This is a genomic window from Methanococcoides seepicolus, assembly GCF_023684405.1.
In the GTDB taxonomy this organism is placed as follows: Archaea; Halobacteriota; Methanosarcinia; order Methanosarcinales; family Methanosarcinaceae; genus Methanococcoides; species Methanococcoides seepicolus.
Genome location: NZ_JAGSOI010000021.1, coordinates 1 through 22,362, shown reverse-complemented (window position 1 = coordinate 22,362; position 22,362 = coordinate 1). Strand labels below are relative to the sequence as shown.

At 45.6% G+C, this 22,362-nt stretch carries 26 protein-coding genes; 20 read left to right on the top strand and 6 right to left on the bottom strand.

What is annotated here, in order from left to right:
* Positions 1 to 7: 7 nt before the first annotated feature.
* The 10 genes from KDK67_RS06740 to KDK67_RS06695 all read left to right on the top strand — a co-directional run bounded on the left by KDK67_RS06740 (position 8) and on the right by KDK67_RS06695 (position 7,492).
* Positions 8 to 661 (top strand): type IV pilin domain-containing protein, encoded by a 654-nt coding sequence (locus tag KDK67_RS06740; RefSeq protein WP_250868045.1) that lies wholly within the window; start codon positions 8 to 10, stop codon positions 659 to 661.
* A gap of 45 nt (positions 662 to 706) precedes the next feature.
* Positions 707 to 2,887, top strand: coding sequence for an ATP-dependent DNA helicase (locus KDK67_RS06735; RefSeq protein ID WP_250868044.1), 2,181 nt, complete (start codon positions 707 to 709; stop codon positions 2,885 to 2,887).
* A 117-nt stretch (positions 2,888 to 3,004) separates the two neighbouring features.
* Positions 3,005 to 3,397, top strand: coding sequence for a GerW family sporulation protein (locus tag KDK67_RS06730; RefSeq protein ID WP_250868043.1), 393 nt, complete (start codon positions 3,005 to 3,007; stop codon positions 3,395 to 3,397).
* 41 nt (positions 3,398 to 3,438) lie between these two features.
* Positions 3,439 to 4,074, top strand: a complete 636-nt coding sequence (locus KDK67_RS06725; RefSeq protein ID WP_250868057.1) for a DUF2953 domain-containing protein — start codon at positions 3,439 to 3,441, stop codon at positions 4,072 to 4,074.
* A gap of 56 nt (positions 4,075 to 4,130) precedes the next feature.
* Positions 4,131 to 5,090, top strand: coding sequence for a beta-ribofuranosylaminobenzene 5'-phosphate synthase (locus KDK67_RS06720; protein ID WP_250868042.1), 960 nt, complete (start codon positions 4,131 to 4,133; stop codon positions 5,088 to 5,090).
* 1 nt (position 5,091) lies between these two features.
* Positions 5,092 to 6,105 (top strand): NOP5/NOP56 family protein, encoded by a 1,014-nt coding sequence (locus KDK67_RS06715; protein WP_250868041.1) that lies wholly within the window; start codon positions 5,092 to 5,094, stop codon positions 6,103 to 6,105.
* A complete protein-coding gene (locus tag KDK67_RS06710; protein WP_250868040.1) occupies positions 6,106 to 6,798 on the top strand; it encodes a fibrillarin-like rRNA/tRNA 2'-O-methyltransferase in 693 nt (230 codons plus the stop codon).
* A gap of 27 nt (positions 6,799 to 6,825) precedes the next feature.
* Complete coding sequence (locus tag KDK67_RS06705; protein WP_250868039.1) at positions 6,826 to 7,068, top strand: DUF2769 domain-containing protein; 243 nt, start codon at positions 6,826 to 6,828, stop codon at positions 7,066 to 7,068.
* A complete protein-coding gene (locus KDK67_RS06700) occupies positions 7,065 to 7,247 on the top strand; it encodes a hypothetical protein (RefSeq protein ID WP_250868038.1) in 183 nt (60 codons plus the stop codon). Before KDK67_RS06705 ends, KDK67_RS06700 begins: the two co-directional genes overlap by 4 nt.
* A 2-nt stretch (positions 7,248 to 7,249) precedes the next feature.
* Positions 7,250 to 7,492 carry a rhodanese-like domain-containing protein gene (locus KDK67_RS06695; RefSeq protein ID WP_250868037.1) on the top strand — a complete coding sequence of 81 codons (243 nt, stop codon included), beginning with the start codon at positions 7,250 to 7,252 and terminating at the stop codon, positions 7,490 to 7,492.
* Between the two features lie 7 nt (positions 7,493 to 7,499).
* Here KDK67_RS06695 and KDK67_RS06690 read toward each other — a convergent pair whose 3' ends face one another.
* Both KDK67_RS06690 and KDK67_RS06685 read right to left on the bottom strand, forming a co-directional pair.
* Positions 7,500 to 7,850, bottom strand: coding sequence for an LbetaH domain-containing protein (locus tag KDK67_RS06690; RefSeq protein WP_250868036.1), 351 nt, complete (start codon positions 7,848 to 7,850; stop codon positions 7,500 to 7,502).
* A gap of 6 nt (positions 7,851 to 7,856) precedes the next feature.
* Positions 7,857 to 8,129 (bottom strand): LbetaH domain-containing protein, encoded by a 273-nt coding sequence (locus KDK67_RS06685; protein ID WP_250868035.1) that lies wholly within the window; start codon positions 8,127 to 8,129, stop codon positions 7,857 to 7,859.
* A gap of 441 nt (positions 8,130 to 8,570) precedes the next feature.
* Here KDK67_RS06685 and KDK67_RS06680 point away from each other — a divergent pair, with 441 nt between their 5' ends.
* Positions 8,571 to 8,966, top strand: a complete 396-nt coding sequence (locus KDK67_RS06680) for a response regulator (RefSeq protein ID WP_250868034.1) — start codon at positions 8,571 to 8,573, stop codon at positions 8,964 to 8,966.
* Between the two features lie 111 nt (positions 8,967 to 9,077).
* Complete coding sequence (locus tag KDK67_RS06675) at positions 9,078 to 9,776, top strand: HAD family hydrolase (protein ID WP_250868033.1); 699 nt, start codon at positions 9,078 to 9,080, stop codon at positions 9,774 to 9,776.
* On the opposite strand, the gene KDK67_RS06670 is transcribed toward KDK67_RS06675, so the two are convergent.
* On the bottom strand, positions 9,762 to 10,169 hold the full coding sequence (locus KDK67_RS06670) for a PaaI family thioesterase (protein ID WP_250868032.1): 408 nt from the start codon (positions 10,167 to 10,169) through the stop codon (positions 9,762 to 9,764). The genes KDK67_RS06675 and KDK67_RS06670 overlap by 15 nt on opposite strands.
* A 373-nt stretch (positions 10,170 to 10,542) precedes the next feature.
* On the opposite strand from KDK67_RS06670, the gene KDK67_RS06665 reads away from it, so the two are divergent.
* The 7 genes from KDK67_RS06665 (at position 10,543) to KDK67_RS06635 (ending at position 17,024) form a co-directional block, all read left to right on the top strand.
* Complete coding sequence (locus KDK67_RS06665) at positions 10,543 to 10,965, top strand: hypothetical protein (RefSeq protein ID WP_250868031.1); 423 nt, start codon at positions 10,543 to 10,545, stop codon at positions 10,963 to 10,965.
* A 110-nt stretch (positions 10,966 to 11,075) separates the two neighbouring features.
* Positions 11,076 to 11,894: a molybdate ABC transporter substrate-binding protein gene (modA, locus tag KDK67_RS06660; protein ID WP_250868030.1), complete on the top strand. Its 819-nt coding sequence runs from the start codon at positions 11,076 to 11,078 to the stop codon at positions 11,892 to 11,894.
* Positions 11,894 to 12,562, top strand: coding sequence for a molybdate ABC transporter permease subunit (modB, locus tag KDK67_RS06655; protein ID WP_250868029.1), 669 nt, complete (start codon positions 11,894 to 11,896; stop codon positions 12,560 to 12,562). The genes modA and modB overlap by 1 nt, the downstream gene beginning before the upstream one ends.
* A gap of 9 nt (positions 12,563 to 12,571) precedes the next feature.
* On the top strand, positions 12,572 to 13,672 hold the full coding sequence (locus KDK67_RS06650) for an ABC transporter ATP-binding protein (protein ID WP_250868028.1): 1,101 nt from the start codon (positions 12,572 to 12,574) through the stop codon (positions 13,670 to 13,672).
* A gap of 280 nt (positions 13,673 to 13,952) precedes the next feature.
* The gene (locus tag KDK67_RS06645) at positions 13,953 to 14,864 is read left to right on the top strand and encodes a 2-oxoacid:acceptor oxidoreductase family protein (RefSeq protein WP_250868027.1); all 912 of its coding nucleotides are present in this window, start codon (positions 13,953 to 13,955) and stop codon (positions 14,862 to 14,864) included.
* Positions 14,864 to 16,084 (top strand): hypothetical protein, encoded by a 1,221-nt coding sequence (locus tag KDK67_RS06640; RefSeq protein ID WP_250868026.1) that lies wholly within the window; start codon positions 14,864 to 14,866, stop codon positions 16,082 to 16,084. Before KDK67_RS06645 ends, KDK67_RS06640 begins: the two co-directional genes overlap by 1 nt.
* Before the next feature lie 4 nt (positions 16,085 to 16,088).
* Positions 16,089 to 17,024: a thiamine pyrophosphate-dependent enzyme gene (locus KDK67_RS06635; RefSeq protein ID WP_250868025.1), complete on the top strand. Its 936-nt coding sequence runs from the start codon at positions 16,089 to 16,091 to the stop codon at positions 17,022 to 17,024.
* 64 nt (positions 17,025 to 17,088) lie between these two features.
* On the opposite strand, the gene KDK67_RS06630 is transcribed toward KDK67_RS06635, so the two are convergent.
* The 3 genes from KDK67_RS06630 to KDK67_RS06620 form a co-directional block, all read right to left on the bottom strand.
* Entirely contained in the window at positions 17,089 to 18,222 is a 1,134-nt protein-coding gene (locus KDK67_RS06630) for a Glu/Leu/Phe/Val family dehydrogenase (RefSeq protein ID WP_250868024.1), read from the bottom strand.
* A gap of 104 nt (positions 18,223 to 18,326) precedes the next feature.
* Positions 18,327 to 20,000, bottom strand: coding sequence for an acetate--CoA ligase (locus tag KDK67_RS06625; protein WP_250868023.1), 1,674 nt, complete (start codon positions 19,998 to 20,000; stop codon positions 18,327 to 18,329).
* A 258-nt stretch (positions 20,001 to 20,258) separates the two neighbouring features.
* On the bottom strand, positions 20,259 to 21,293 hold the full coding sequence (locus tag KDK67_RS06620; protein WP_250868022.1) for a radical SAM protein: 1,035 nt from the start codon (positions 21,291 to 21,293) through the stop codon (positions 20,259 to 20,261).
* Positions 21,294 to 21,640: 347 nt separating this feature from the next.
* On the opposite strand from KDK67_RS06620, the gene KDK67_RS06615 reads away from it, so the two are divergent.
* Positions 21,641 to 22,362, top strand: a 722-nt coding sequence (locus tag KDK67_RS06615) for a transposase (RefSeq protein WP_420846925.1), incomplete at its 3' end; no start/stop codon positions are given.

The following is a 22,362-nucleotide window of genomic DNA, read 5'->3' as shown; positions in this document are numbered from 1 at the left end:
TTGCAGTTTGGTAGATTCTATGGTGGCGATCATAAAAAATAATAATGCAGTGACACCCGTACTTGGAGCAGTTCTGCTGGTACTCTTGACAGTTGTCCTTGCAGGCGCAGTGGCAGTAATAGTGTTTAGCAATGGTTCTGGTCTATCCCTGTCTTCTTCCACTCCTGTGGCGATGATCGAAGTGAATGATGTTGTGGGCTATGCAAGTTCGTACAAAAATAATTTTGTGAGCCTTGAGCACAAGGGTGGAGATCCTCTTGACCTTGATTCTACTTTTATAGTTCTCAGTGGGGAGGGTAGCAGCTATGTCAGTCAGGTCGGTCAGGTCGGTCAGGTCGGACATGTGGGGTTCATGGCCTATGGTCATGTCACAGTAAAATATTTTGACCTTACTCCGGAGGGCTCGCTTCTTGCATACAAAAGAAACAATCCATGTATTGAAGATGGGCTGTGGTCGGCAGGTGAAATTCTGGTGTTGGATGGGGATGACAGTATTAATGGTACGGATGCTTCTAATGTTCATGTCAGTGTAGATGGCTATTCCGACACTTCCAACAATTACGGTTTCAACGATGGGGAAACTGTCACGGTGAAGATATTCGATAGTTTGACAAATCGTGTTATTTGTGAAGACACTGTAAAAGTAAAACTTTCTGAATAATTTCAATCAATACTATTAAAGTATGGTAACATCATAGGAGATGCGATGAGCGACAAGCCTGCATTTATGAAATATTTTACGCAAAATTCATGCTATCCGAATCAACAGGAAGCAATGGACCGCATTCACAGTGCACTTATGCAGCAACAGTTAGTGCTGTTCGAAGGAGCCTGTGGGACCGGAAAAACACTTAGTGCACTTGTTCCGGCACTTCATGTTGGTAAAATGTTAGGGAAGACCGTCATTATCGCTACCAATGTACATCAGCAAATGGTACAGTTCATTAATGAGGCACGTGACATAAAAAAGAAGCAGGACGTCAAGGTTGCGGTCATAAAAGGCAAGACCGCGATGTGTCCCCAGGAAGCTGATTATGAGGAATGTTCTGTTAAAAGGGAGAACACCTTTGAGCTGATGGAGACGGAGAGGGAGATATATCTTAAAAGGCAGGAACTGAACTCTGCACGCGACAATTACAAAAAGTCCCATGACCCGGCATTCGTGACACTTCGGGATGAATTGTCAAAAGAGATCGATGCTGTGGAAGAGAAAGCAAGGGGACTTCGCGACCGTGCGTGCAATGACCTTTATGAGGTTTTACGCTCAGATAGTGAAAAGTTCAGAGGATGGCTTTACAAAGAAGTACGCTCCCCTGAGGAGGTCAATGACCATGCTCTCAAGGATGGCATGTGTGGATATGAGCTGGTGAAAAGGGAGTTAAAGCACGCAGATCTGCTGATATGCAATTACCATCATGTCCTGAATCCGGATATTTTCTCAACGGTGCTTGGTTGGATTGAAAAAGAGCCCCAGGAGACCATTGTCATTTTCGATGAGGCCCATAATCTCGAAGCCGCCGCAAGGTCCCATTCCTCTTTATCCCTTACCGAACATTCAATTGAAAAAGCAATAGCTGAGCTCGAAGCTAACCTTGACCTTCTGGCAGATGATAATATACATAATCTTTTCAAGATCTTCCTTGAGGTAATCTCGGATACCTACAATTCAAGGTTCAAGTTCGGTGAACGTGAACGTGTCAGAAAGAACTGGTATGATATGCGCATAAGCGATCCTTATGAACGCAATGACATTGTTCGTGGTAAGTTCCTCCGTCAGGCCAAGGGAGATTTTGGTGAGAAGGACGATATACAGATATTGCTTTCAGAAGCAAGTGCGCTTGGTGCCAAACTGGACGAGACATATCGGGACCAATACAAAAAAGGCCTGAGCAGTGTCATGAAACGTTCACATATCAGGTCTGTTGCGGATTTCATTTCAGTTTATATCGAACTATCCCACAATCTGAACTACTATCCCATTTTGAACGTCCGCAGGGATATGAACGATGATATATACGGGCGCATCGAGCTTTTCACATGTATCCCGAAAAACGTGACCGAACCGCTTTTCAATTCTCTATTCTCGGTGATCCTCATGTCAGCAACGCTTCATCCTTTCGATATGGTGAAGAAGACCCTGGGTATCACGAGGGATACGTGTGAGATGTCCTACGGAACCTCCTTCCCTGAAGAAAAAAGGCTTTCAATCGCAGTATCTATTCCTCCGCTCTTTGCCAAGAACCGCGATGACCGGCATGTAACTGAACTTCTGGAACAGGTGATTCTGGATTCTATCGAACATTCAAAGGGTAATGTCATTCTCTTTTTCCAGAGTGCATTTGAGGCCAAACGCTATTATTCAAAGCTCGAACCCCTCGTCAATGTGCCTGTATTCCTTGATGAGGTAGGCGTATCGTCACAGGATGTGCGGGAAGAGTTCTTCGCAATAGGAGAGGACAACGGTAAAGCGGTGTTGCTCTCATATCTGTGGGGTACGTTGAGCGAAGGAATTGATTATAGGGACGGACGTGGGCGCACAGTTATAATTGTAGGGGTTGGCTATCCTGCACTCAATGACAGGATGAATGCAGTGGAGTCTGCGTATGACCATGTCTTCGGTTATGGTGCAGGCTGGGAGTTTGCGATCCAGGTCCCAACGATCCGTAAGATCAGACAGGCAATGGGTCGCGTGGTACGTTCTCCGACCGACTATGGTGCTCGCATCCTTCTCGATGGCAGGTTCCTCACGGATTCAAAGAAGAGGTTTGGTAAGTTCTCGGTATTTGAAGTGTTCCCGCCGGCAGAGAGAAGTGAGTTCGTGGACGTTGATCCTGAAAAAGTGAAGTATTCGCTCATGAACTTCTTTATGGATAACGAAGAGCAGTAAAATCTGCTCTGTTTCCTTCTCATGGGGCTAATTTTTTAACTGTTCATCAACATAGATATTCATAGTTATCTTTCATTTGAATATGTGCGTTCTCAGAACTAATATGGGGGTTTATATATGGGTCTTGAAGATGTTATGAAAGAGGTTACCAGTGAACTTGAACGTCTGGTAAGTGCTAAAACAGTTGTTGGTGAACCGGTCATTGCCGGGGATAAAACCATCCTTCCTATCACCAAGGTTTCCTTTGGGTTTGGAAGCGGCGGGGGGGAAGGCTCCAAAGATGGCGGTGAATCCGGTTTCGGAGGTGGCGGTGGAGGCGGTGCGAAGATCGAGCCAGTTGCTTTTCTCGTGATCTCCGATGAAGGTGTAAGGCTGATGACCCTTTCCGGAAAGAGTGATCTTGGCAAGCTCCTCGATGCAGTTCCTGGAGTTTACGAAAAGATAAGGTCTGTAAAAGGCAAAATGAAAAAGGACGATAAAAATAAGGATGCATCTGAGGATGCTGAATAAACTTCCTTTTTCTTTTATCGGCAAGTGATAGTTTGGAACTGATGTTCTTCCTTTACGTAATAGTTCTGATCATTATCTTCTTGCTGGCACTGATCCTGCTGGCACCTATAGCTGTAGCATTTGATGTTAATGGTGGTCTTTCCGGGGTCCGAAGCAATGTCAGTTTGAAGTGGATGTTCCTGTCTTACAGTTTTTCAGGTCAGCCCGATGCAAAAGAGGTTCCTGTTACGAATAGCACAACTTCGGCAGAGGAAGGCACTACAAAGGAGGACACAGATCATCCTCTGAAAAATACGTATGAAATGGCAAGGAAAGGGTATGCTATAAAGGGGCAGTTCCTCCATTTGATGAAGGGTCTTCTTTTTCAGTTACACATAAGGGACCTCGCATTCGATCTTACGTATGGATTGCCTGACCCTGCGGATACGGGAATGATGTGCGGTTATCTGCATACACTGGCTTCCATAGTTCGGGGAAGGGCCCGAAGTTTCAGTTATTCTTTATATCCGGTGTTCATGGAAGAGGCGTTCGATGTGCACCTGTCAGGTTCAATCCGTTTCAGGATAGGTTCTTTTATTCCTCCGCTTTTGATGTTCATATTCAATGTAAAGGTGCTGAAGACCGGCTGGTGGTTTGCGAAAAACAGATACTCATCCGGTTCAGTTTCCGGTGCTTAACAGCCTCATTTTTCAATAGTGTTAGTATTTAATAAGATGAACACAGATAACCGACCATGATCAAAATAAGGTCTCCATCCAGATTGCATCTATCATTGATAGATCTGAATGCAGAGATCGGCAGAATAGATGGCGGTATAGGGATAACCCTTTACCATCCCAATATTGTGCTCTCTGCTGAAAAGGCGGATGGGGTCGAAGTGACGGGTAACTCCAGTTTTGCAGGCCGTATGGTCGAAGCGGCAAAGGCTGTTCTTCCTGAGGGCGAGGGTGTCCTCATACATATCGAAGAAGATATGCCCGCCCATGTGGGTCTTGGTTCCGGGACACAGTCTGCGTTGAGTGCGGCAGCGGCAGTGAACGAACTCTATGGTCTCGGGCTGACCGTGAGGGAGCTTGCTATCGCAGTTGGCAGGGGTGGTACTTCTGGTATTGGAGTCGCCTCCTTTGAAAGCGGTGGCTTTCTTGTGGATGTCGGGCATAAGTTCAGTGAGAAAGGTTCTTTCTCTCCTTCCTCTGCCAGCAAAGCAGCACCTGCTCCTGTCGTTTTCAGGCATGATCTTCCGGATTGGGATATTATTCTCGCAATTCCTGATTCTGTTGGTGCACATGATTCGCAAGAGGTCGATATTTTCAAAAAGGAATGTCCTATACCTTTGAGCGAAGTACAGGAAGTCTGTCATGTGGTGCTGATGCAGATGTTGCCTGCTATACTCGAAGGCGATATCGAGAATTTCGGGTTTGCCGTGGATCATTTGCAGAATGTTGGTTTCAAGAAGCGTGAAATTGCTTTGCAATCACAGGAAGTAAGGGACCTTATGGAACTTATGCAGGACCTTGGTACATGCGGGGCAGGGATGAGCTCCTTTGGTCCTGCGGTATTTGGATTTATTGATAACAGACGTATGGCTGAACAAATAAGGGATGAAGTGCAACATTTCCTTGATGAAACAGGGGGCGGCACCGTTGTCCTTACTAAAGCGAACAATTCCGGTGCAATGATATGGAAGGATTGATTTGAAGATCATTACTTGGTATGGTATACTGACCATTGGTGACGATGGTGTTAGTGAATGTGAACCTTTCAACAAAGATGTTGATGAGCTTGCGGAACTTCTGCTCCAGAAGGACGTTGTCGCATATTCTCCCGGCAGTGGTTTCGATATACGTACAGTGGCCATTGAATGCGGGTTCGTGGAAAACGATGAGGAATACAATTCTCTGTTAAGGGATGTGTCAATTCGTGCTGCGAAGTTACAGATATCGAGGACGAATACTCCGGATATGCAAATAATTCAGGCGGTAGAGGCGCTGGATGATATCGATGATGTTGTCAACGTGCTTTCCGAACGTCTTTCCGAATGGTATGGTCTGCATTTTCCGGAATTGGGTCTAAGTTCTGAACCGCTTGCACGTTTCGTTAGCGAGTTCGGTTCACGCAACAACGTTCCTGCCGAACATCCTATGTTCGAAAAGGCAACCTCTTCCATGGGTTCTGAACTCCCTTCTGCCAATGAGGAGCTTATAATGGGCTTTGCTTCCAATGCTTGTGAGCTTTATGACAGTCGGCACAGCATTGAAGCTAGTATAGTAAGGAACATGGAAAAAATGGCACCGAACGTCACATTGATCGCGGGTTCTCTTATCGGTGCCCGGCTTATCAGCATGACCGGTGGCCTCGCAAGGCTTTCTCAATTGCCCTCGAGCACAGTTCAGGTCATGGGTGCCAATAGGGCTCTTTTCAAACATCTTCGTGGGCGAGCACCGTCTCCAAAGCACGGTATTATATTCAATAATCCTCTGGTCAAGAACTCCCCCTGGTGGCAGAGGGGTAAGATCGCACGTGCGCTGGCTGCAAAGATAAGTCTGGCAGCACGTATGGATGTTTATTCCGGTGAATTGCATTCTGAGATAAAGGTTAACCTTGAGAAAAAGGTGAATTCCATAAAAGCTGCAAATCCCAAGCCTCCCGTTAAACAAAAACCCGCTGGCAAAGGATACAAGGGTAAAAATAAAGGAGGCGAGAGATAAATGGATGTGAATGAGATATCAGAGGGCATATTCGAGGTTCGAAAAGGTGGTAAGAAGATATTGGCTACAAAGAATGCCAACCCCGGCTCGAACGTCTATGGTGAGAATCTGCTGGAGGAAGAAGGTGAGGAATATCGTGCCTGGGATGCCCGCAGGAGCAAACTCGCGGCAATGGTCCTCAAGAAGATGAAGGTGCCGATAAAAAGTGATTCCCGGGTCCTGTATCTTGGAGCCGCATCCGGCACCACCGTAAGCCACGTTTCAGATATGCTTCCCAATGGTATCGTCTATGCGGTGGAGTTCTCCCCACGTACCATGCGGGAGCTGATCCAGCTCTGTGATACAAGGTCCAATATCGTGCCAATACTTGCAGATGCCTCCCGTCCGAAGCTTTATGGTCATATCGTTGAGCAGGTCGATGTGATCTTTCAGGATGTTGCCCAGCCTAATCAGGCGCAGATAGCTGCGGTGAATGCGGAGCAGTTCCTTAAGGATGATGGGCATCTGCTTCTTTCCATTAAGGCCAGAAGTATCGATACGGTGGCGAATCCTTCCAAGGTCTTCAAAGAGGAAGTGAACAAACTGGAAAAGGACTTCGATACCCAATTCAAAGTTATTAAGAAACACGACCTTGCACCGTTCCATGAGGACCATTTGGGACTGGTTGCGAAAAAGAAGCTTAAAGAAAACTAAATGTTTTCTCTATATGGGGGGCTGTGAATGTCAGATACTGAGGAAAGACTGTCCGGTGGGAAATATTTTGGGGTATGCCCCTCTTTTCACCATTCAAAAGCTTGCAACTGCAAACGCTGTCCTTCATATCCCGGAGATGGTTATATGTTCTGTGCACGCGGCAATGATCGCCCGCTTCCGGAAAAAAAGGAATGTCTTTGCAGAGAATGTTATGTTTACAAGCAGTTTGGTTTCGAAGGAGATTTCTTTTGCCGGGTTGATGTAAAATGAGCATTCTTTCAAATAATATCACTATGCTGGTGATCTTACTGGTGATTGCATGCATTGCTTTAGGATTTATTGGATATGATAAATTTGTATCAAATAAAAATGGGGTAGATGTGAGCTATACGGATGTATCCGTTCATGAGGCTAAAGATATGCCGATGAGGGAGATGTTTTCCTTCTGAATGTGCGCACGGAAAGTGAGTTCAATTCAGGCCATCTCGAAGGTGCAGTAAATATCGAAGTCTCACAATTGGAGTCCCGCCTGGATGAAGTTCCAGCTGACAAGGCCATTCTGGTCTATTGCCGTACCGGGGTAAGAAGTGTCAGAGCAAGTAAAACACTTGTTAACGCCGGTTATACGGATGTCTATAATATGCAAGGTGGTATTACTGCCTGGATGTCAGCAGGTTATCCTTACGTAAGCTGATCCCTTTTTATTTTTCACTCTTTTCCCTATATCCTTTAGCAAGCTCGATGTTCACGGAAACTACATCTCTGTTGGTCTTTTCAAAGAAATATCCTTCGAATATTTCTGGCAGAGCGTCTGCATCTTCTTGTTTGGTGATCATCATTCCTGCGGGGACATACCTGTTCTCCGGAATGTCCACGCCAAAGGCACCAGATTTGGGTTCAAGCACGGAGCCCTTGCCAACATTTGCATTGAATACCAGTGTCTGCATTGCGAGAAATGCATCATCACAGACTGCAGCCGGGCCGTGTATCTGTGATTGGTGAGCAATTGAAACTCTTTCTCCTACATATACTGAATATGGTCTACCTTCCACATTCACCTAATTTGCTTTAATTGGATTTCCTTTAATGTCAATGGTCTTCATGCCATGCATGATTACTCCATCCTGAACATTACTGTCGTCGTCAATATGGATGGGGCTACCTTCATCGGCCCTTATGGATACAAAGGGGGACACCATTACTCGTTTTCCAATGGTTACATCTCCGATCACAATTGCTTGTGGGTGAATATATGCGGAATCGTCAATGGATGGAGCTTTCATCTCGGGATTCCAGGATGTCAATGGGGTGTGTTCTATATTTTCCGGCATTGTTATCTACAGATGAACTTCTTATTTATACAAATTTCGTCAACATCTTTAAAATAATGACTTTGTCCTCTTATTTATACAAATTTCGCAAAAAGAAGTTTTAGATATTCTGACAACTGAACGTTCCATTCTAGGAATTTTGCAGCCTTTCTTTCTGGAACTATTATTGATGATATGTTACCAATACAATTAATATCAATTTGTGGATGAATTTAGTAATGATCTGATGTGTGTATATTCTGGTAATGAAAACAAATTTATACTAATCGTGAGTGATATTACTATAGTTCTCTCAAAAAGTATATACGTTAAAAAAACTACTTTATTAAGTTCACAGTTATTGGATACGCTTATTAGTAGCAAGTGCACAATTTCCATGGATGATGCATACGTTAAAGCGTTTAGGGTCACGTTTGATAAAAGATGGGGTATGAAGGGCGCATGAATAAAGAGACAAGCATTTTAGTCGTCGAGGACGAGAATATTGTGGCGTTGAGTATTAAGAACAAGCTCATTCGCTTGGGGTATTCAGTGCCTAGTACCGCTTCATCCGGGGAGGATGCAATTACTAAAGCAGACCTTTTTTACCCTGATCTTGTGTTGATGGACATCATGCTGAGGGGCGATATGGACGGCATTGAAGCTGCAAATGAGATCCGCATTAAATTCGATATTCCGGTGATCTTCCTTACAGCATATACCGATGATAGGACACTTGAGAGAGCTAAGGTCGCAGAACCTTATGGTTACATATCTAAACCGTTCAAAGAACAGGACCTCAAATCCAATATTGAGATCGCACTCCACAAACATGGAAAAGAGCTCAGGTTAAAGTAAATCCCCAGTTGGTGTTTGATCGCTTTTCGTTTTCCGGTTCTATTATATTTTCTCTTGTATCTATTTCCGGGATATGTTGTTCTGCAATAAGGTTCTAATAGGGTGTTAATTGTGCTAAAAGCTCTGATATTTGATATGGATGGGGTTCTGGTGGATTCTATGCCTTACCATACCGAAGCTTTGAGTCATGTATTTGCTGATATGGGTTTATCCATGGATGCTCAGGATGTCTATAATATGGAAGGCTCAAAGACAGTGGATATCGTAAGCTATCTGCTGGAAAAGGATGGTGTGGATCTTCTGAACTTTGATTTAGATGGGCTTATACACAGGTACCGGGATGAGTTTGCCAGAATTGTAGAACTGAAGGCTTTTAGTGAGGTCCTCGAGTGTCTTCCAATTTTGAAAGAGCGTTTTATGTTTGCGGTGGTTTCCGGAGCTGACCGGAATATAGTGCAAGATATTATCACTAATCTTTATGATGGTATTTTCGATGTTGTCATAAGTGGGGAGGATGTTGAAAATGGTAAGCCTGCCCCTGATCCTTTCCTGAGTGCTGCTGATATGTTCGGGCTGTATGCAAGTGAATGTCTTGTTGTGGAAAATGCAGCAATGGGCGTGGAAGCTGCCAATCGGGCAGGTATGTTCTGTCTGGCTGTTCCGACCTATGTCAGTAAGGAAAGCCTGAAAAATGCAGACCGTTTAGTGGATGACCATCGAATGCTAAGGGATTTCCTTCTTGGACTTGACCATCTGGAAAAGGAAGCTGTTGAGGCTTTACGCCTGAAATTTTATTCAGCTCATAAATGAATCTACACTCATTTTTTTCCTGTATGCCATTCCCTGGAATATTGCTATGGCATTTCCTTCTTCGTCCGTAATGTCTACTGTATATGTTGCTATCTTTGGGTTTTTTGAATTTTCGCGCGCCTGGGCATACAGGGTCCCAGATGTTGTGGAAGTTACGAAGGATATATTGGCATTTATTGCGACTGCAACCGTACCATGAGAATTGGAAGCGGCGGCAAATGCGAAGTCTGCAAGGGTAAATATTGCTCCTCCCTGAACGATACCCACCCCGTTCAAGTGATGTTCGTGGATGTCCATCTTCGCTTTTGCGTAGCCTTCCGAGACTTCCAGGAGCTTAACATCGATGTATTCGGCGAATTTATCCATTTTGAAGAATTCTTTTATCTTTTCCATTGTATCGCATCCATTCAGTTCTTTGATAGGATGTGCATGTTTTAAGTATTCACTATATCTTACCTTCTCTGAAAGTAGTTTTTAATAAAGCGAACGTGTGACATTTAAGTAAGCATTATTCATAAATGAGAATTGGCTGGTTTTAGCGCGAAGACCCCCTTATTTCCAGTGGAGTTATCTCATTGTGTATATTGTTCGTGTGTGATCGACGGTGACTATGGATAAATAGGCAAATATCCGTAGTTTAAGTGTATAATGAGACAAATAGAAGGTCTTTTAAGTGTCAACATCCTTGATTCTTAAAGGTGCTCTATTCAGATAATTTTGTTTGGTATAAATATCTGTACCGTTTTCAATTGCGGGGGTCATTATAATGGAAAATACCTATTCGAAGTTTTGGGATGCAGACGAATTCATTCTTGTTAGTGATGGGACCAAGCCTGCAATGGAATGGGCGGTCGAGGAACTCAGGAAGAAAGGGAAAACTGTTCATTTTGTGGACCTTTCCAATAGGCCCGAGCTGGATGCGATAAAATCTATCGGTGAAGCTCCGGAAGGTGTGGAAAATGCGGTGATAGGTCTGACAAAGACCGAACCGGCAGATGCCATGAAAGGTCTTTTCGAGAAAGGTGTGGTAAATACCTGGGTTCACTGGAAAACGGATACTCCTGCTGTGAGGGAACTTTGTGCAGATCATCAATGTTACACTGGAAGGTGTCCTATGCTGTATCTTGGGAAGGATCTCAGCATGCATGGTGTTCATAGGATGGTCGCAAAACTGATCGGGCAATATTAAGTTTTACTTCTCATCTACCGCTTGACAATAAATTTTTTATACAAGCAATCTAATCTCATTTCGTTATGTTCTACTAAACATAACGGTATAATGGTGAGCGGAGGTATTGTATGGATAAAAAGCGTTCTTTAATGGTCATATCTATCATATTGGTACTGGCTATGGCATTGTTTTTGGTTATGGGGTGGGGTGCTTTTTTAGGGTCATCATCATCTCATACAGATGTGAGTTCTGAGGTCATTGTCTCTGCCGCGGCAAGTTTGACCGAAAGTTTCACTGAGGTCGAACGCAAGTTTGAAGATACGCATCCTGATATCGATATAATTCTCAATCTGGCGGGTTCAGGTACCCTGCGTATGCAGATAGAAGCCGGTGCTCCCATCGATGTTTTTGCTTCGGCTTCCCAGAAGCACATGGACCTCCTTGGGTCCGAGGATTTGATCTATGCTGACACAAGGCATGATTTCGCTGAGAACTCTCTTGTGATGATAGTTCCCAGGTCAAGCGAGAATACTATAAGGTCCCTTGAAGATCTTGAGGATGTTTCAATTACAAAGATAGCTATTGGAGACCCGGAGATCGCACCTGTGGGTAGATATACGAAAGGTGCACTTGAGGCAGCTTCTTTGTGGGACGATGTTAGTGGTAAGCTCATTTATGCGGAGAGTGTGAAGCAAGTGCTCGTCTATGTTGGGAGCGGGGAAGTTGATGCGGGTTTTGTTTATATGACCGATGCGATGGCCTCAGATATGGATAAGATAGAAGTTGTTGCTCAGATCCCGGTAAGTACCAGTATAAGCTATCCTATTGCAGTCGTTTCATCTTCAGATGAAAGGGAAGCCTCACAGGAATTCATCGATTATGTTATTTCGGATGAAGGAAAAGGTATATTCGTAAAATATGGCTTTAGTGTAATGGATGATAATTGATGCTTGAAGATGCCTTGATCCCTCTCTCGATAACTTTAAAGGTGGCAGTTCTGTCCACCTGTCTTGTTGCTGTGTTCGGTATCCTCATATCCTATGCCCTTGCAAGGAGGGATTTCAGGGGGAAATGGCTGGCTGATATTCTTGTGACCCTTCCCCTCGTGCTTCCGCCAACGGTTACGGGTTATCTTCTTGTTGTTCTGTTGGGAAAGAACGGTGCAATAGGCAGTTTTCTCTTTGAGATGACGGGTTGGTCATTGCTTTTCACATGGCATGCTGCGGTGATAGCAGCTTTTGTTGTATCTCTTCCTCTCATGGTGAAGACCACTGCTTCTGCTATCAGTGCAGTGGATCGTGAACTGGAGTATGCGGCTTATACCCTCGGGCACAGTGAGCTTGAGACCATGCTCTTTGTCACCCTACCCCTTGCTAAAAAAGGCATACTTGCAGGCATCGTGTTAAGTTTTGCAAGGGCTGTGGGGGAGTTCGGTGCGACCCTTATGGTTGCGGGTAATATTCCGGGGAAAACGAATACCATGTCTTTGTCCATATATACGGCGTTCCAGTCAGGCAATGATGCTCTTGCGAACATTCTTGTCATCACTCTGGTCGTTGTTTCATTATTATCCATGGCACTGGCTGCAAAGTTCGTAGATCGTTGGAGCGTGTGAGGTATTTAAATGGGCGTAAAAGTGAGCTTGTCAAAGAAGTATCGTTCCCGCGGTAGGAAGGGTGGCAGAGATGATGTTTTTTCTCTGGATGTCAGTTTTGAGGTGGGGAATGAGCTGGTTGTCCTTTTTGGTCGCTCCGGTTCCGGCAAGACCACGACACTTCGATGTATCGCAGGACTGGAAGCTCCGGACCGAGGAAGTATCGTTGTCAATGGAAAAACGTATTATGATAGTGATTCGGGTATCGATCTCCAGCCTCAGTACAGGAGGCCGGGATATGTTTTCCAGAACTATGCCCTTTTCCCGCATATGGATGTGAGGAAGAACATCGTTTATGGTCTTAAGGGGTGGGATGCAGTGAAGAAGGAGGCGCGATTATTCGAAATGCTTCGTCTGTTGCATATAGAGGGACTGGAGGGACGGTATCCTTCCCAGTTGTCGGGAGGGCAGAAACAGAGGGTAGCCCTTGCCCGTGCCCTTGCACCGAGTCCCGATATCCTGTTGTTGGATGAGCCTTTCTCTGCTCTTGATATGGTGGTCAGGATGCGACTGAGGGAGAGGATAAAAACTATTCAGAAGGAGCTTGGCATCCCTGTACTGTTCATCACCCATAGTCCAGAGGAAGCGTTCTCGCTTGCAGACAGGGTCGTGGTCCTTCATGAAGGGAAGGTTCACCAGTCAGGCAGTCCGCGGCAAGTGTTCTATTCTCCTGTTGACAGGGATGTGGCAGAACTTGTGGGCGTCAGCAATATCTTTGAGGATGGGGCTGTTGTCGGGAATTCTCCTGAAGGCTTTGTTCTTGAAGGCAGAGGTCTGCAATTTGTCACAGGTTCGGATGTTTCTGGTTCAGATACTGTTTCCTGGGGGGTAAGGCCGGAGAACATACATCTGATGGCCTATGATAAGGATCTGCTTTCAGATGACTGTAATGTCTTTGCAGGCACTGTTCTTGATGTTACTGATAAGGGTAGCAGCAAGCTGATGGCTGTGGAACTTGATGGTAGTAATGTAGTTCTTTTTTGTGATGTTCCGACAAGGCTGCTGGATGATGCTATGGGATTACGTGTCATCGTGAATATCGCAGCGCAAGACGTACTGGTCTTCGAGTAAGATCACAAAAAAGAACTACATTGCTCATCTAATCGTATAACGGATGCTATGGCAAACTCTCGTCCTTATCAGTCAATCGCAGGATATCCAGCCTTTTTGTAACTTTGATTTTTCCTGAAATTCCAGTAAAAACGATATCTTCACAACCATTCTCATGGAAACCAATCCATTGTTCAGCCAGCCGGTTCAAAATATCTGGATGCCATCGACCCATATAACTCAGATAAAGGATGAGAGGATATTTATAGACAGAAAATCCTAAAGATATTGGGGAGTTTTTATGCTCAGATTGAGATTCCACGGCAGGGGTGGCCAGGGAGCGAAGGTTGCCAGCAGAGTGCTCGGGACAGCTGCATTTCTGGACGGCTACAATGTACAGGATTTTCCATTATATGGTGCCGAGAAAAGGGGGGCGCCGATCACTGCCTTTACCCGCATCTCCAGAGAGAACATCATGGAGCGGGGCGTGATCTCAGATCCTGATATTGTGATAGTTATAGATGAAACGCTACTGTCAGATCCTAAGGCAATGCCTTTATCAGGACTTAAAAAAGGGGGTGTCGTTTTTGTAAACACGCCCCAGAGTCCTCTGGAAACACAGGAAAGGTACAGTATCACAGATCACGTGATAACACTGGACCTTACAAAGATCGGCCTTGATATGATCGGAAAGCCCGTCCTCAGCAGCCTTGCAGCTGCTGTTGCCTCTAGGATCGCCGGCATTGGAGAGGATGCCTTAAGGGATGCCCTGGAAAAGGAGCTATCCGGAATAATATCGGACAGGGGAATTTTAGAAAAGAATGCAGAGGCTGCACTTTATTGTTACGATGCAGTGGTCCCGGTACAAATGAAAACTACTGAGGCCATACGGGAAGGGGAGAATGTTATCAACATACCTTTCGAAACAGCTCGTGTATCCAGTCCTGCCATAAATGCCACCGGCAATACCCCCCTGCGAAGAACGGGAAACTGGCGGGTATTCAGACCTATCTGGGATTATGACCTTTGTACCAGGTGCATGACCTGTGTTGCCAGGTGTCCTGAGGGTTGTATCCAGGTAAATGAAGACGGTTATCCTTATGCGGATTACGAAAACTGTAAGGGTTGTCTCATATGCGCCAGGGAATGTCCGGTAAAGGCCATCAATGACGTGCGGGAGATGCACTCCCAATCGGAAGAAGGTGAACTATAATGGGAAAAGAGATGCTAACCGGCAATGGTGCCGCTGCCTGGGGGGTGCGGCTGGCAGAAGTGGATTATATTCCGGCCTATCCTATAACTCCCCAGACGGAGATCATCGAGACAATTGCAAAGTGGATATCCGACGGGGCCATGGATGCGAGTTTTGTTACCATGGACTCGGAGCATTCCATGGTAACGGCAGCAGGTGCTGCTTCCGCCACAGGGGTCAGGACCTTCACGGCCACATCCAGCCAGGGCCTGTTGTATGGATTTGAGATGATATATACAGTGGCAGGATGGAGAGTCCCTCTGGTGATGGTAAATGTATCAAGGGGATTGTCCTCACCGATCACCCTGGGGCCGGACCACAACGATATTCTGGCGATCAGGGATTCGGGATTCTTACAGATCCATTGCGAGACCTGCCAGGAAGTATTTGATTCGATCCTGATGGCATACAAACTGGCTGAGGATGAACGGGTGCTCTTGCCTGTCATTGTGAACATGGACGGTTTTTACCTCTCATTTACCAGAGAACCCGTGGAGATCCCGGATGTGGAGACTGTCAGAAGTTTCCTGCCAGAATACCAGCCGGAACATGCCTTTTTCAAGCCAGCTCAGCCCATGGCCCAGGGCGTTGCGGTCCTTGGCGGGGAGTTCTATTCCTATTTCAAATACCAGATGCACCTTGCAAGTAAGAATGCCCTGGAGGTCTACAAGGAGGTGTGCGGGGACTTCGAACAGAAATTTGGCAGAAAATACAGGGCCATTGAAGAATATATGCTGGAAGATGCCGAATATGTCCTTGTCATGACAAACTCATTTTCCACCCTCGGGAAAGCTGCCGTGAAAAGAGCACGGGAGAAAGGGCTCAAGGCCGGGTTACTGAGGCTGAGGGTATTGAGACCATTTCCGGACCCTGATATAAAGAATGCATTGAAAGGGAAAAGGGCAGTGGCTGTCATAGACCAGAACATCAGCGTAGGCAAGGGAGGGATCATATATTCAGAGATGGCCGGTTGCCTGTACAATGAGATAAACAGGCCCCTTTTACTATCCTTCATTGGAGGGCTTGGGGGAAAGAACATCAGCCCGGAAGAATTCGAGTTTATCTTTGATAAAATGACCACGGCTGAGGATACTGGAATTGTGGAAACGCCCCATCTCCTGTATACAGAGAATGAGTGGAAAGAAATGGCAGGATTGAAGGAAATTGCAGGGAAGGGATAAAGATATGGATACAGCACCCATCAGATCCATCAGGGAAATACCCCCTGAAGAGAACGTACTATCAGGAACCCCTGCATGTGCAGGTTGTGGTGGGCTCCTGACCCTGAGGCATTGCCTGAAGGCACTGGGGGAAAAGATCGTTATTGTAAATGCTGCAAGCTGTTTTACCCTCCTTTCCATATATCCCTTCACACCTTTCAAGAATTCCTGGCTTTATACTGCAATGGCCTGTGCACCTGCCGGGGCCCAGGGGGTCCGGGATGCTCTGGATATATTGATCAAAAAGGGCAAGCTGGATCCGGAAGAGAACCTAAAGGTGGTCGTGCTGACCGGGGATGGTTCTGCATATGACATGGGCCTGTCGTCCACATCCGGAGCCCTTTACCGCAACCTGGACTTCTATTATATCTGTTATGACAATGAGGCATATGGAAATACCGGATTCCAGCAATCAGGGGCCACACCCTTTGGATCAAGGACAGCAACAAGCCCGCCAGGAGGGGTAAGACCAGCTGGTACACAGCTTCAAAAGAAGGATCTGTTCGAGATATGGAACAGTCACAATCCCCCCTACCTTGCAACCATCTCCCCTGCCTATCCGGTTGACCTGATGAACAAGTTCAGAAAAGCTGAACAGTATAAGGGTCCAAAACTCTTCATATCCCATTCCTCCTGCCCACCAGGATGGGGATTCGACCCCTCCCAATCCGTCAGTCTTGCAAAGCTGTCTGTTGAGACAGGGATCTGGCCATTAAAGGAGTCTGTCCATGGCAAGGTGGAACATACATTCGTTCCAAAGAAATTCAAGCCTGTGGAAGACTACCTGAAAGAGCAGGAAAGATTCGCCCATCTTTTTAAACCGGTAAGACAGGAGGATATCCTGAAAAGTATCCAGGGGATGGTGGATGAGTACTGGAGGAAATACAAGCTTCTTCCTTAACTCCATACCCATTGTCATAGCATATTTCCTTTCCCGATAGGAATCCGGTCACCTCATTTAGTCATTATACGAATCCCGGAGCGGACGAGAACAGGGACCATCGTCTATAACCCATGGCTTTGCGAATCCTTTGCAGGGCAAGATCCATGGCGGCTTCCCTGGGAAGTATACATTTGCATGACGATTCCTTCATCACCAGTCTGGTATTGATACGAACATTCTCTCCTATGGCCTGGAGGGCTGCACATTCGCTGGCTCCCTCATACTCCATGGCAGCGCAGATCACCCCTCCTGCATTGGCAATAAAGTCCGGGACACAGATGATCCCTTTTTCGTGAAGGTATTTTTCCGCATCATGGGTGATGGGGATGTTGGCACCCTCGACCACAAGCTTTGCCCTAAGGCGATGCACATTTTCCTCATTCAGAACATCCGGACGGGCTGCCGGGATCCATATGTCACAATCAATGTCTATGACCGAATCGCATCCAAGCCTCTCTCCATCAGGATGATCGACCACACTTCCTCCGGCCTCCTTCAAGGTGATCAATGCATCAACATCAAGCCCCTCAGGGTTGTATATGGTGCCAAGGGAATCCGACACTGCCACCAGTACGGCCCCATTATCCGTAAGGAAGCGGGCTGCATTCTTACCCACTGCACCAAAACCCTGGACCACAATTCGGGCACCTTCCAGTTTGAAGTCACAGAATTCCAGGGCCACTTCAGTGGCATGCCTGATACCCCATCCGGTAGCTCCAATCTCGTCCAGTGGGATCCCACCGATCACCCTGGGCAGCCCCACAGCCCTGCCGATCTCATCCTTCACACAGGCCATGCAATCCTCATTCGTACCCATGTCCGGAGCAAAGATGTACTCCTTGATCTCCCTCAGTGAGGAAGCCAGAGCCCTCATAAGTTTGATCTTTTTTTCCGGGGCCATCTTCGGGTCACCATAGACAACCGCCTTTCCCCCACCATATGGAATACCTGCGGCAGCATTCTTCAGGGTCATGGCCCTTGCCAGACGGAAACATTCCTCTGTGCTAACATCCGGAGCCATGCGCACCCCTCCTATGGAAGGTCCGGCCGCCACATTATCCACCACCAACACCGCCTTCAATCCAACAGAAGGCTCGTATATATGGATGATCTTGCTCGGTCCAAGCTCATCCGCAAATCGAAAGATATCTTCCATATCAACCCCTCCCTAAGAGTCTCCTGATCCACACGACATGATATGTATTTTCACGCTACTGAATTAATAATATTTGTCTATCGACTGCCTTTCCAATCTTTATTTTAATCCGCTCTCTGCCAGAGGTCCCTTTCCTTTAGCTTTTCGATAACATCCCTTTTCATCTCAAACTCGGTTATCCTGAGCTCTTTGCGCTTGATCTTGCCACTGATGGTCTTTGGAAGTTCCCTGACAAACTCAACCTCCCGTGGATATTTATATGGGGCGGTCATCCCTTTGACATGCTGCTGGATATCCTTAATGAGTTCTTCAGAGGGTTCGTAACCCTTTCTCAGGACAACAAAAACCTTAACAACCTCCCCTCTTATCGGGTCCGGACTTGGGATCATGGCAGATTCAAGGACCGCCTCATGCGAATCCACTGCACTTTCAACCTCAAAGGGGCCGATCCTGTACCCCGAGCTTATACAGACATCATCCGCCCTTGATTCGAACCATATATATCCGGCCTCATCCATCATTGCAAGGTCTCCGGTCAAATACCAGTTTCCAAGGAAGCATTCTGCCGTTTTTTCTGGTTTGTTGTGATATCCTTTGAAAAGCATGGGATGATCCCTTGCAACAGCAATTGTTCCCTTTTCACCTGGGGGTAACTTTTCACCCGTATCAGGATCTACAATTGTCCCCTGGACCCCGGGTGTAAACCTGCCCATGGATCCGGGTTTTATGTCCATTCCGGGCAAATTGCAGGCGATGACACAGGTTTCCGTTTGTCCGTACCCCTCTCGCACGGATATCCCGAACTTTTCCGCGAAGAAGTTAACGATACCTGGTGTGCAGGGCTCCCCGGCAGTTAAAATAACCTTCAGGTCCTTCAGATCGTATCTTAGGTCCGCATCCTCGATCGTTGTCATGGCCCTGAGTTCAGTTGGGGTCAGACATGCCCTGTTTATCTTCCATCTCTCAAGCAGCTCGAACCATTTTTCAGGTTCAAATCTACCCGAGTAATGGAAGTTGGTGGCCCCTGCATTCAAAACAGCTCCGAATGGTCCCCAATACCATTTTGCCCACCCGGGTTCTGTTGTCGCCCAGCATAGCTCGTCTGATCGGGTATTCCACCAATAGTATCTGTTCAGCCTGTCGAAGCAGTACATCAATGAATGGGTATGCAATACCCCCTTTGGTGCGCCCGTGGTCCCGGAGGTGTAGTTGATGGCCAAAGGATCACTTGCAGTGAGCGGTTCAATTCTTAGATCTCTCGATGCAGAACAAATTTCCTGTTGATAGTCTCTCCATCCCTCCCTCTGACCTGAAAAGAAAAGCTCGATAACTGGGATCTTGTCTCTTATCGCATCCACCTCATCAGCAACTGCCGGGTCGTTTGTTATCAAAGCCCTGACCCCGGCATCCCTTATCCTGTATTCTATATCTTTACCCCTGAGCATAATCGTGCCGGGAACGACAACGCCGCCTATTGCCCAGATACCGAGACTGACCTCATAAACATCCGTTCCCCTGGGAAGTATTGCCAGGACCCGATCCCCTTTATGGATGCCTGACCCCTGAAGGACATTTCCAAACCTCATGGCATTGTCCCATACCTCCCAGTATGCTGCTTTCTCAACCCTCCCGTCCGGATGCTCGGTGATTGCCAGCAACTTGGTCCTATCCTTTGCCCATGCCCTCAGGATATCAACAAAATTGTAATCTTCAGGAATATCCCAATTGAACTTCCTTCTCTCCTCTTCGTAATCGAATGCTGCTATCTCTTTCCCCATTTAATTATCCCCCTGTTGGCGGATACGCCCATTCGAAGTATGACTTGCCACCTTTCTTTATCCCCATTCAATCTTTGTTTCTTCTCGTTTTAGCATCTTTTCCTCATGTCCATCTGCTCTGGCATTTACTACTTGAAGACTATTTCAGAAAAAGAAAATAAATTCCATATGATCATTATTCATGGAGCTACCCATTCTCCCTATTAAGAAGTCAGAGCTATTGGAAAAGAGCTAGGTATGATCTGAACCTGAGCTCTATCAGATCAAGACATCTTCAAGACCTGCTTCCTCTACTATCTCTATTGCACGTCTCTTCTCCTCAGATGTGAGTCGACGATCTATTTCCGGGTATTTTGAAGCCCTAGGATAGGGCGTGTACTGGAACATCAGATTGAATCTCACTTCCGGAATGTGATTTGCTACCCATTCTGCGATTGGTCTTGTGCAGCATTCCAGATGATCCGGCAATACCAGGTGCCTGATTATGATCTCTGCGTCCTTATAGGCAATCTCATGATCTCTTTTGACCACCTCAAGATAATCTTCCACTTTGGAATACTTTCTTGCACAGTTATCATTACCATATTTGAAGTCGGCAAGATATACATCGATCACACCTTCGAGTAGTTTTGCCACTTCCTTGGAATGGTACATATTTGAGTTCCACACCATGGGAGTGTTCACAAGAACCCGATCAATGATCTTCAAAATGGAATGGGCATGGGGTGTAGGGGTCACAAAATTAACATTCCTTGCACCTTCATAACGTCGCTCTCTTATGATCCTGGCCAAATTTTCAGGGTCGGCCTCGTTCCCACTTTCAGGATGGGTGGATATGTCCCAGTTCTGACAATAAACACAGGCAAAAACACACCCTGTGAAGAAGATCGTATGTGAGGGTACAAGTTCTGGTTCCTCTCCCATATGTAAGAATTCAGAGGCGTATCGGGAGGTTTCAAGCAATCTGCAGAATCCTTTTTCACCCTCTCTACGATTTATACCACATCTTCGCTCGCACATATGACAATTTTCAAGTATCCGTTCAGCGATCTCGATCTTCAGATCAAGAAGAGAATGTGTGGCTTCAGGGAGTTCAATATCTTTTTCATTTGAATCGATACTTTCCAATAAATCCCTATACTTTCCAATTGCACTATCATGGACCTTCCAGAGATCTTCAACAGAAGCCGATGAATCGAAGTTTACCTGAATGCTCTTAACGATCCTGAAACGAGCTGGCAATTCATCCTTTTCTACTTTGAAATAGCGGTTTAAAAATGTTGGATCCCCCATATAGGTAGATTTGATAGCTTCGGCTGAAAAGTTTACGGTCCCATGTTGATCTTCCTGCATTCGAAGATATTGAGCGGTCAAAGGCTATCGGTAACAGACCTTTGCAGCACGAGAAATTAAAAGAAGATCTTGGACTCCAAGATTATTCCCGAGAGGTCACAAAAAGAGGTGAGGATTGTTCCGCCCATGACCAAAGTCACGGGTTTCCACAGATCTCTGCACTCCCGATCATCATAAAGGTCCGGAACATCTTCAAAAATACAGGCAATTTCAGTACTTCGCTAATTTTACTATCAGCATGAAATAATGTCATTCGATAGCTATATATGCGGCGAAAACGCCGCCATATGTCATTTCAACTTCCCAATTCCAAGAACATTCCCAGAGTAGAACTAAGATCAAAAGAATGTATTGACACTGTTCTAAAACCACTTACAGATAATATTAAAATCAAGATCAATGGTTCACTTACCTGTAAAGATATTTTTCATACTGCAGTATGTATGGCAGTAGATAAGGGATCGGTTCATTCCATTTCAAAAAACTACCAAAAAGTAGTATGTGAGACATCGATACGACATCATTTCCAAAAACTGGATCTTGATAATCTTATTCGAATAAATGAAAAGATTCTACTTCAAGAGGCTCTTAAGATTTTGGAAAAAGGAAAGAAATATGTATTCGCTATCGATTTTACTAATGACCCTTATTATGGAGATACTGATTCATCTAACGAAAACTATGTGATACGCAGTCAGTCTAAGAAGTCAACAAACTCATTTTATTCATACATCTCCCTTTCCATCATAACCAAAAACAATCGATTTACTGTATCAGTTCTTCCAGTAGAAAAGAATAAAACAAAGGTAGATTACCTCAGTTACTTCATTGATTGCATAAAAAAACTGAACTTCAAGGTCAAAGTCCTTTGTTTAGACAGGGAGTTCTATTCAGTAGATGTGTTTGAGTTCTTGCAAAATAAAAAGATTCCTCATATAACTCCTGTTGTAAGAAGAGGAAAGAAGATAAAAAAGATGCTTATCGGAAGGAAGGCCAGGAACGCACAATA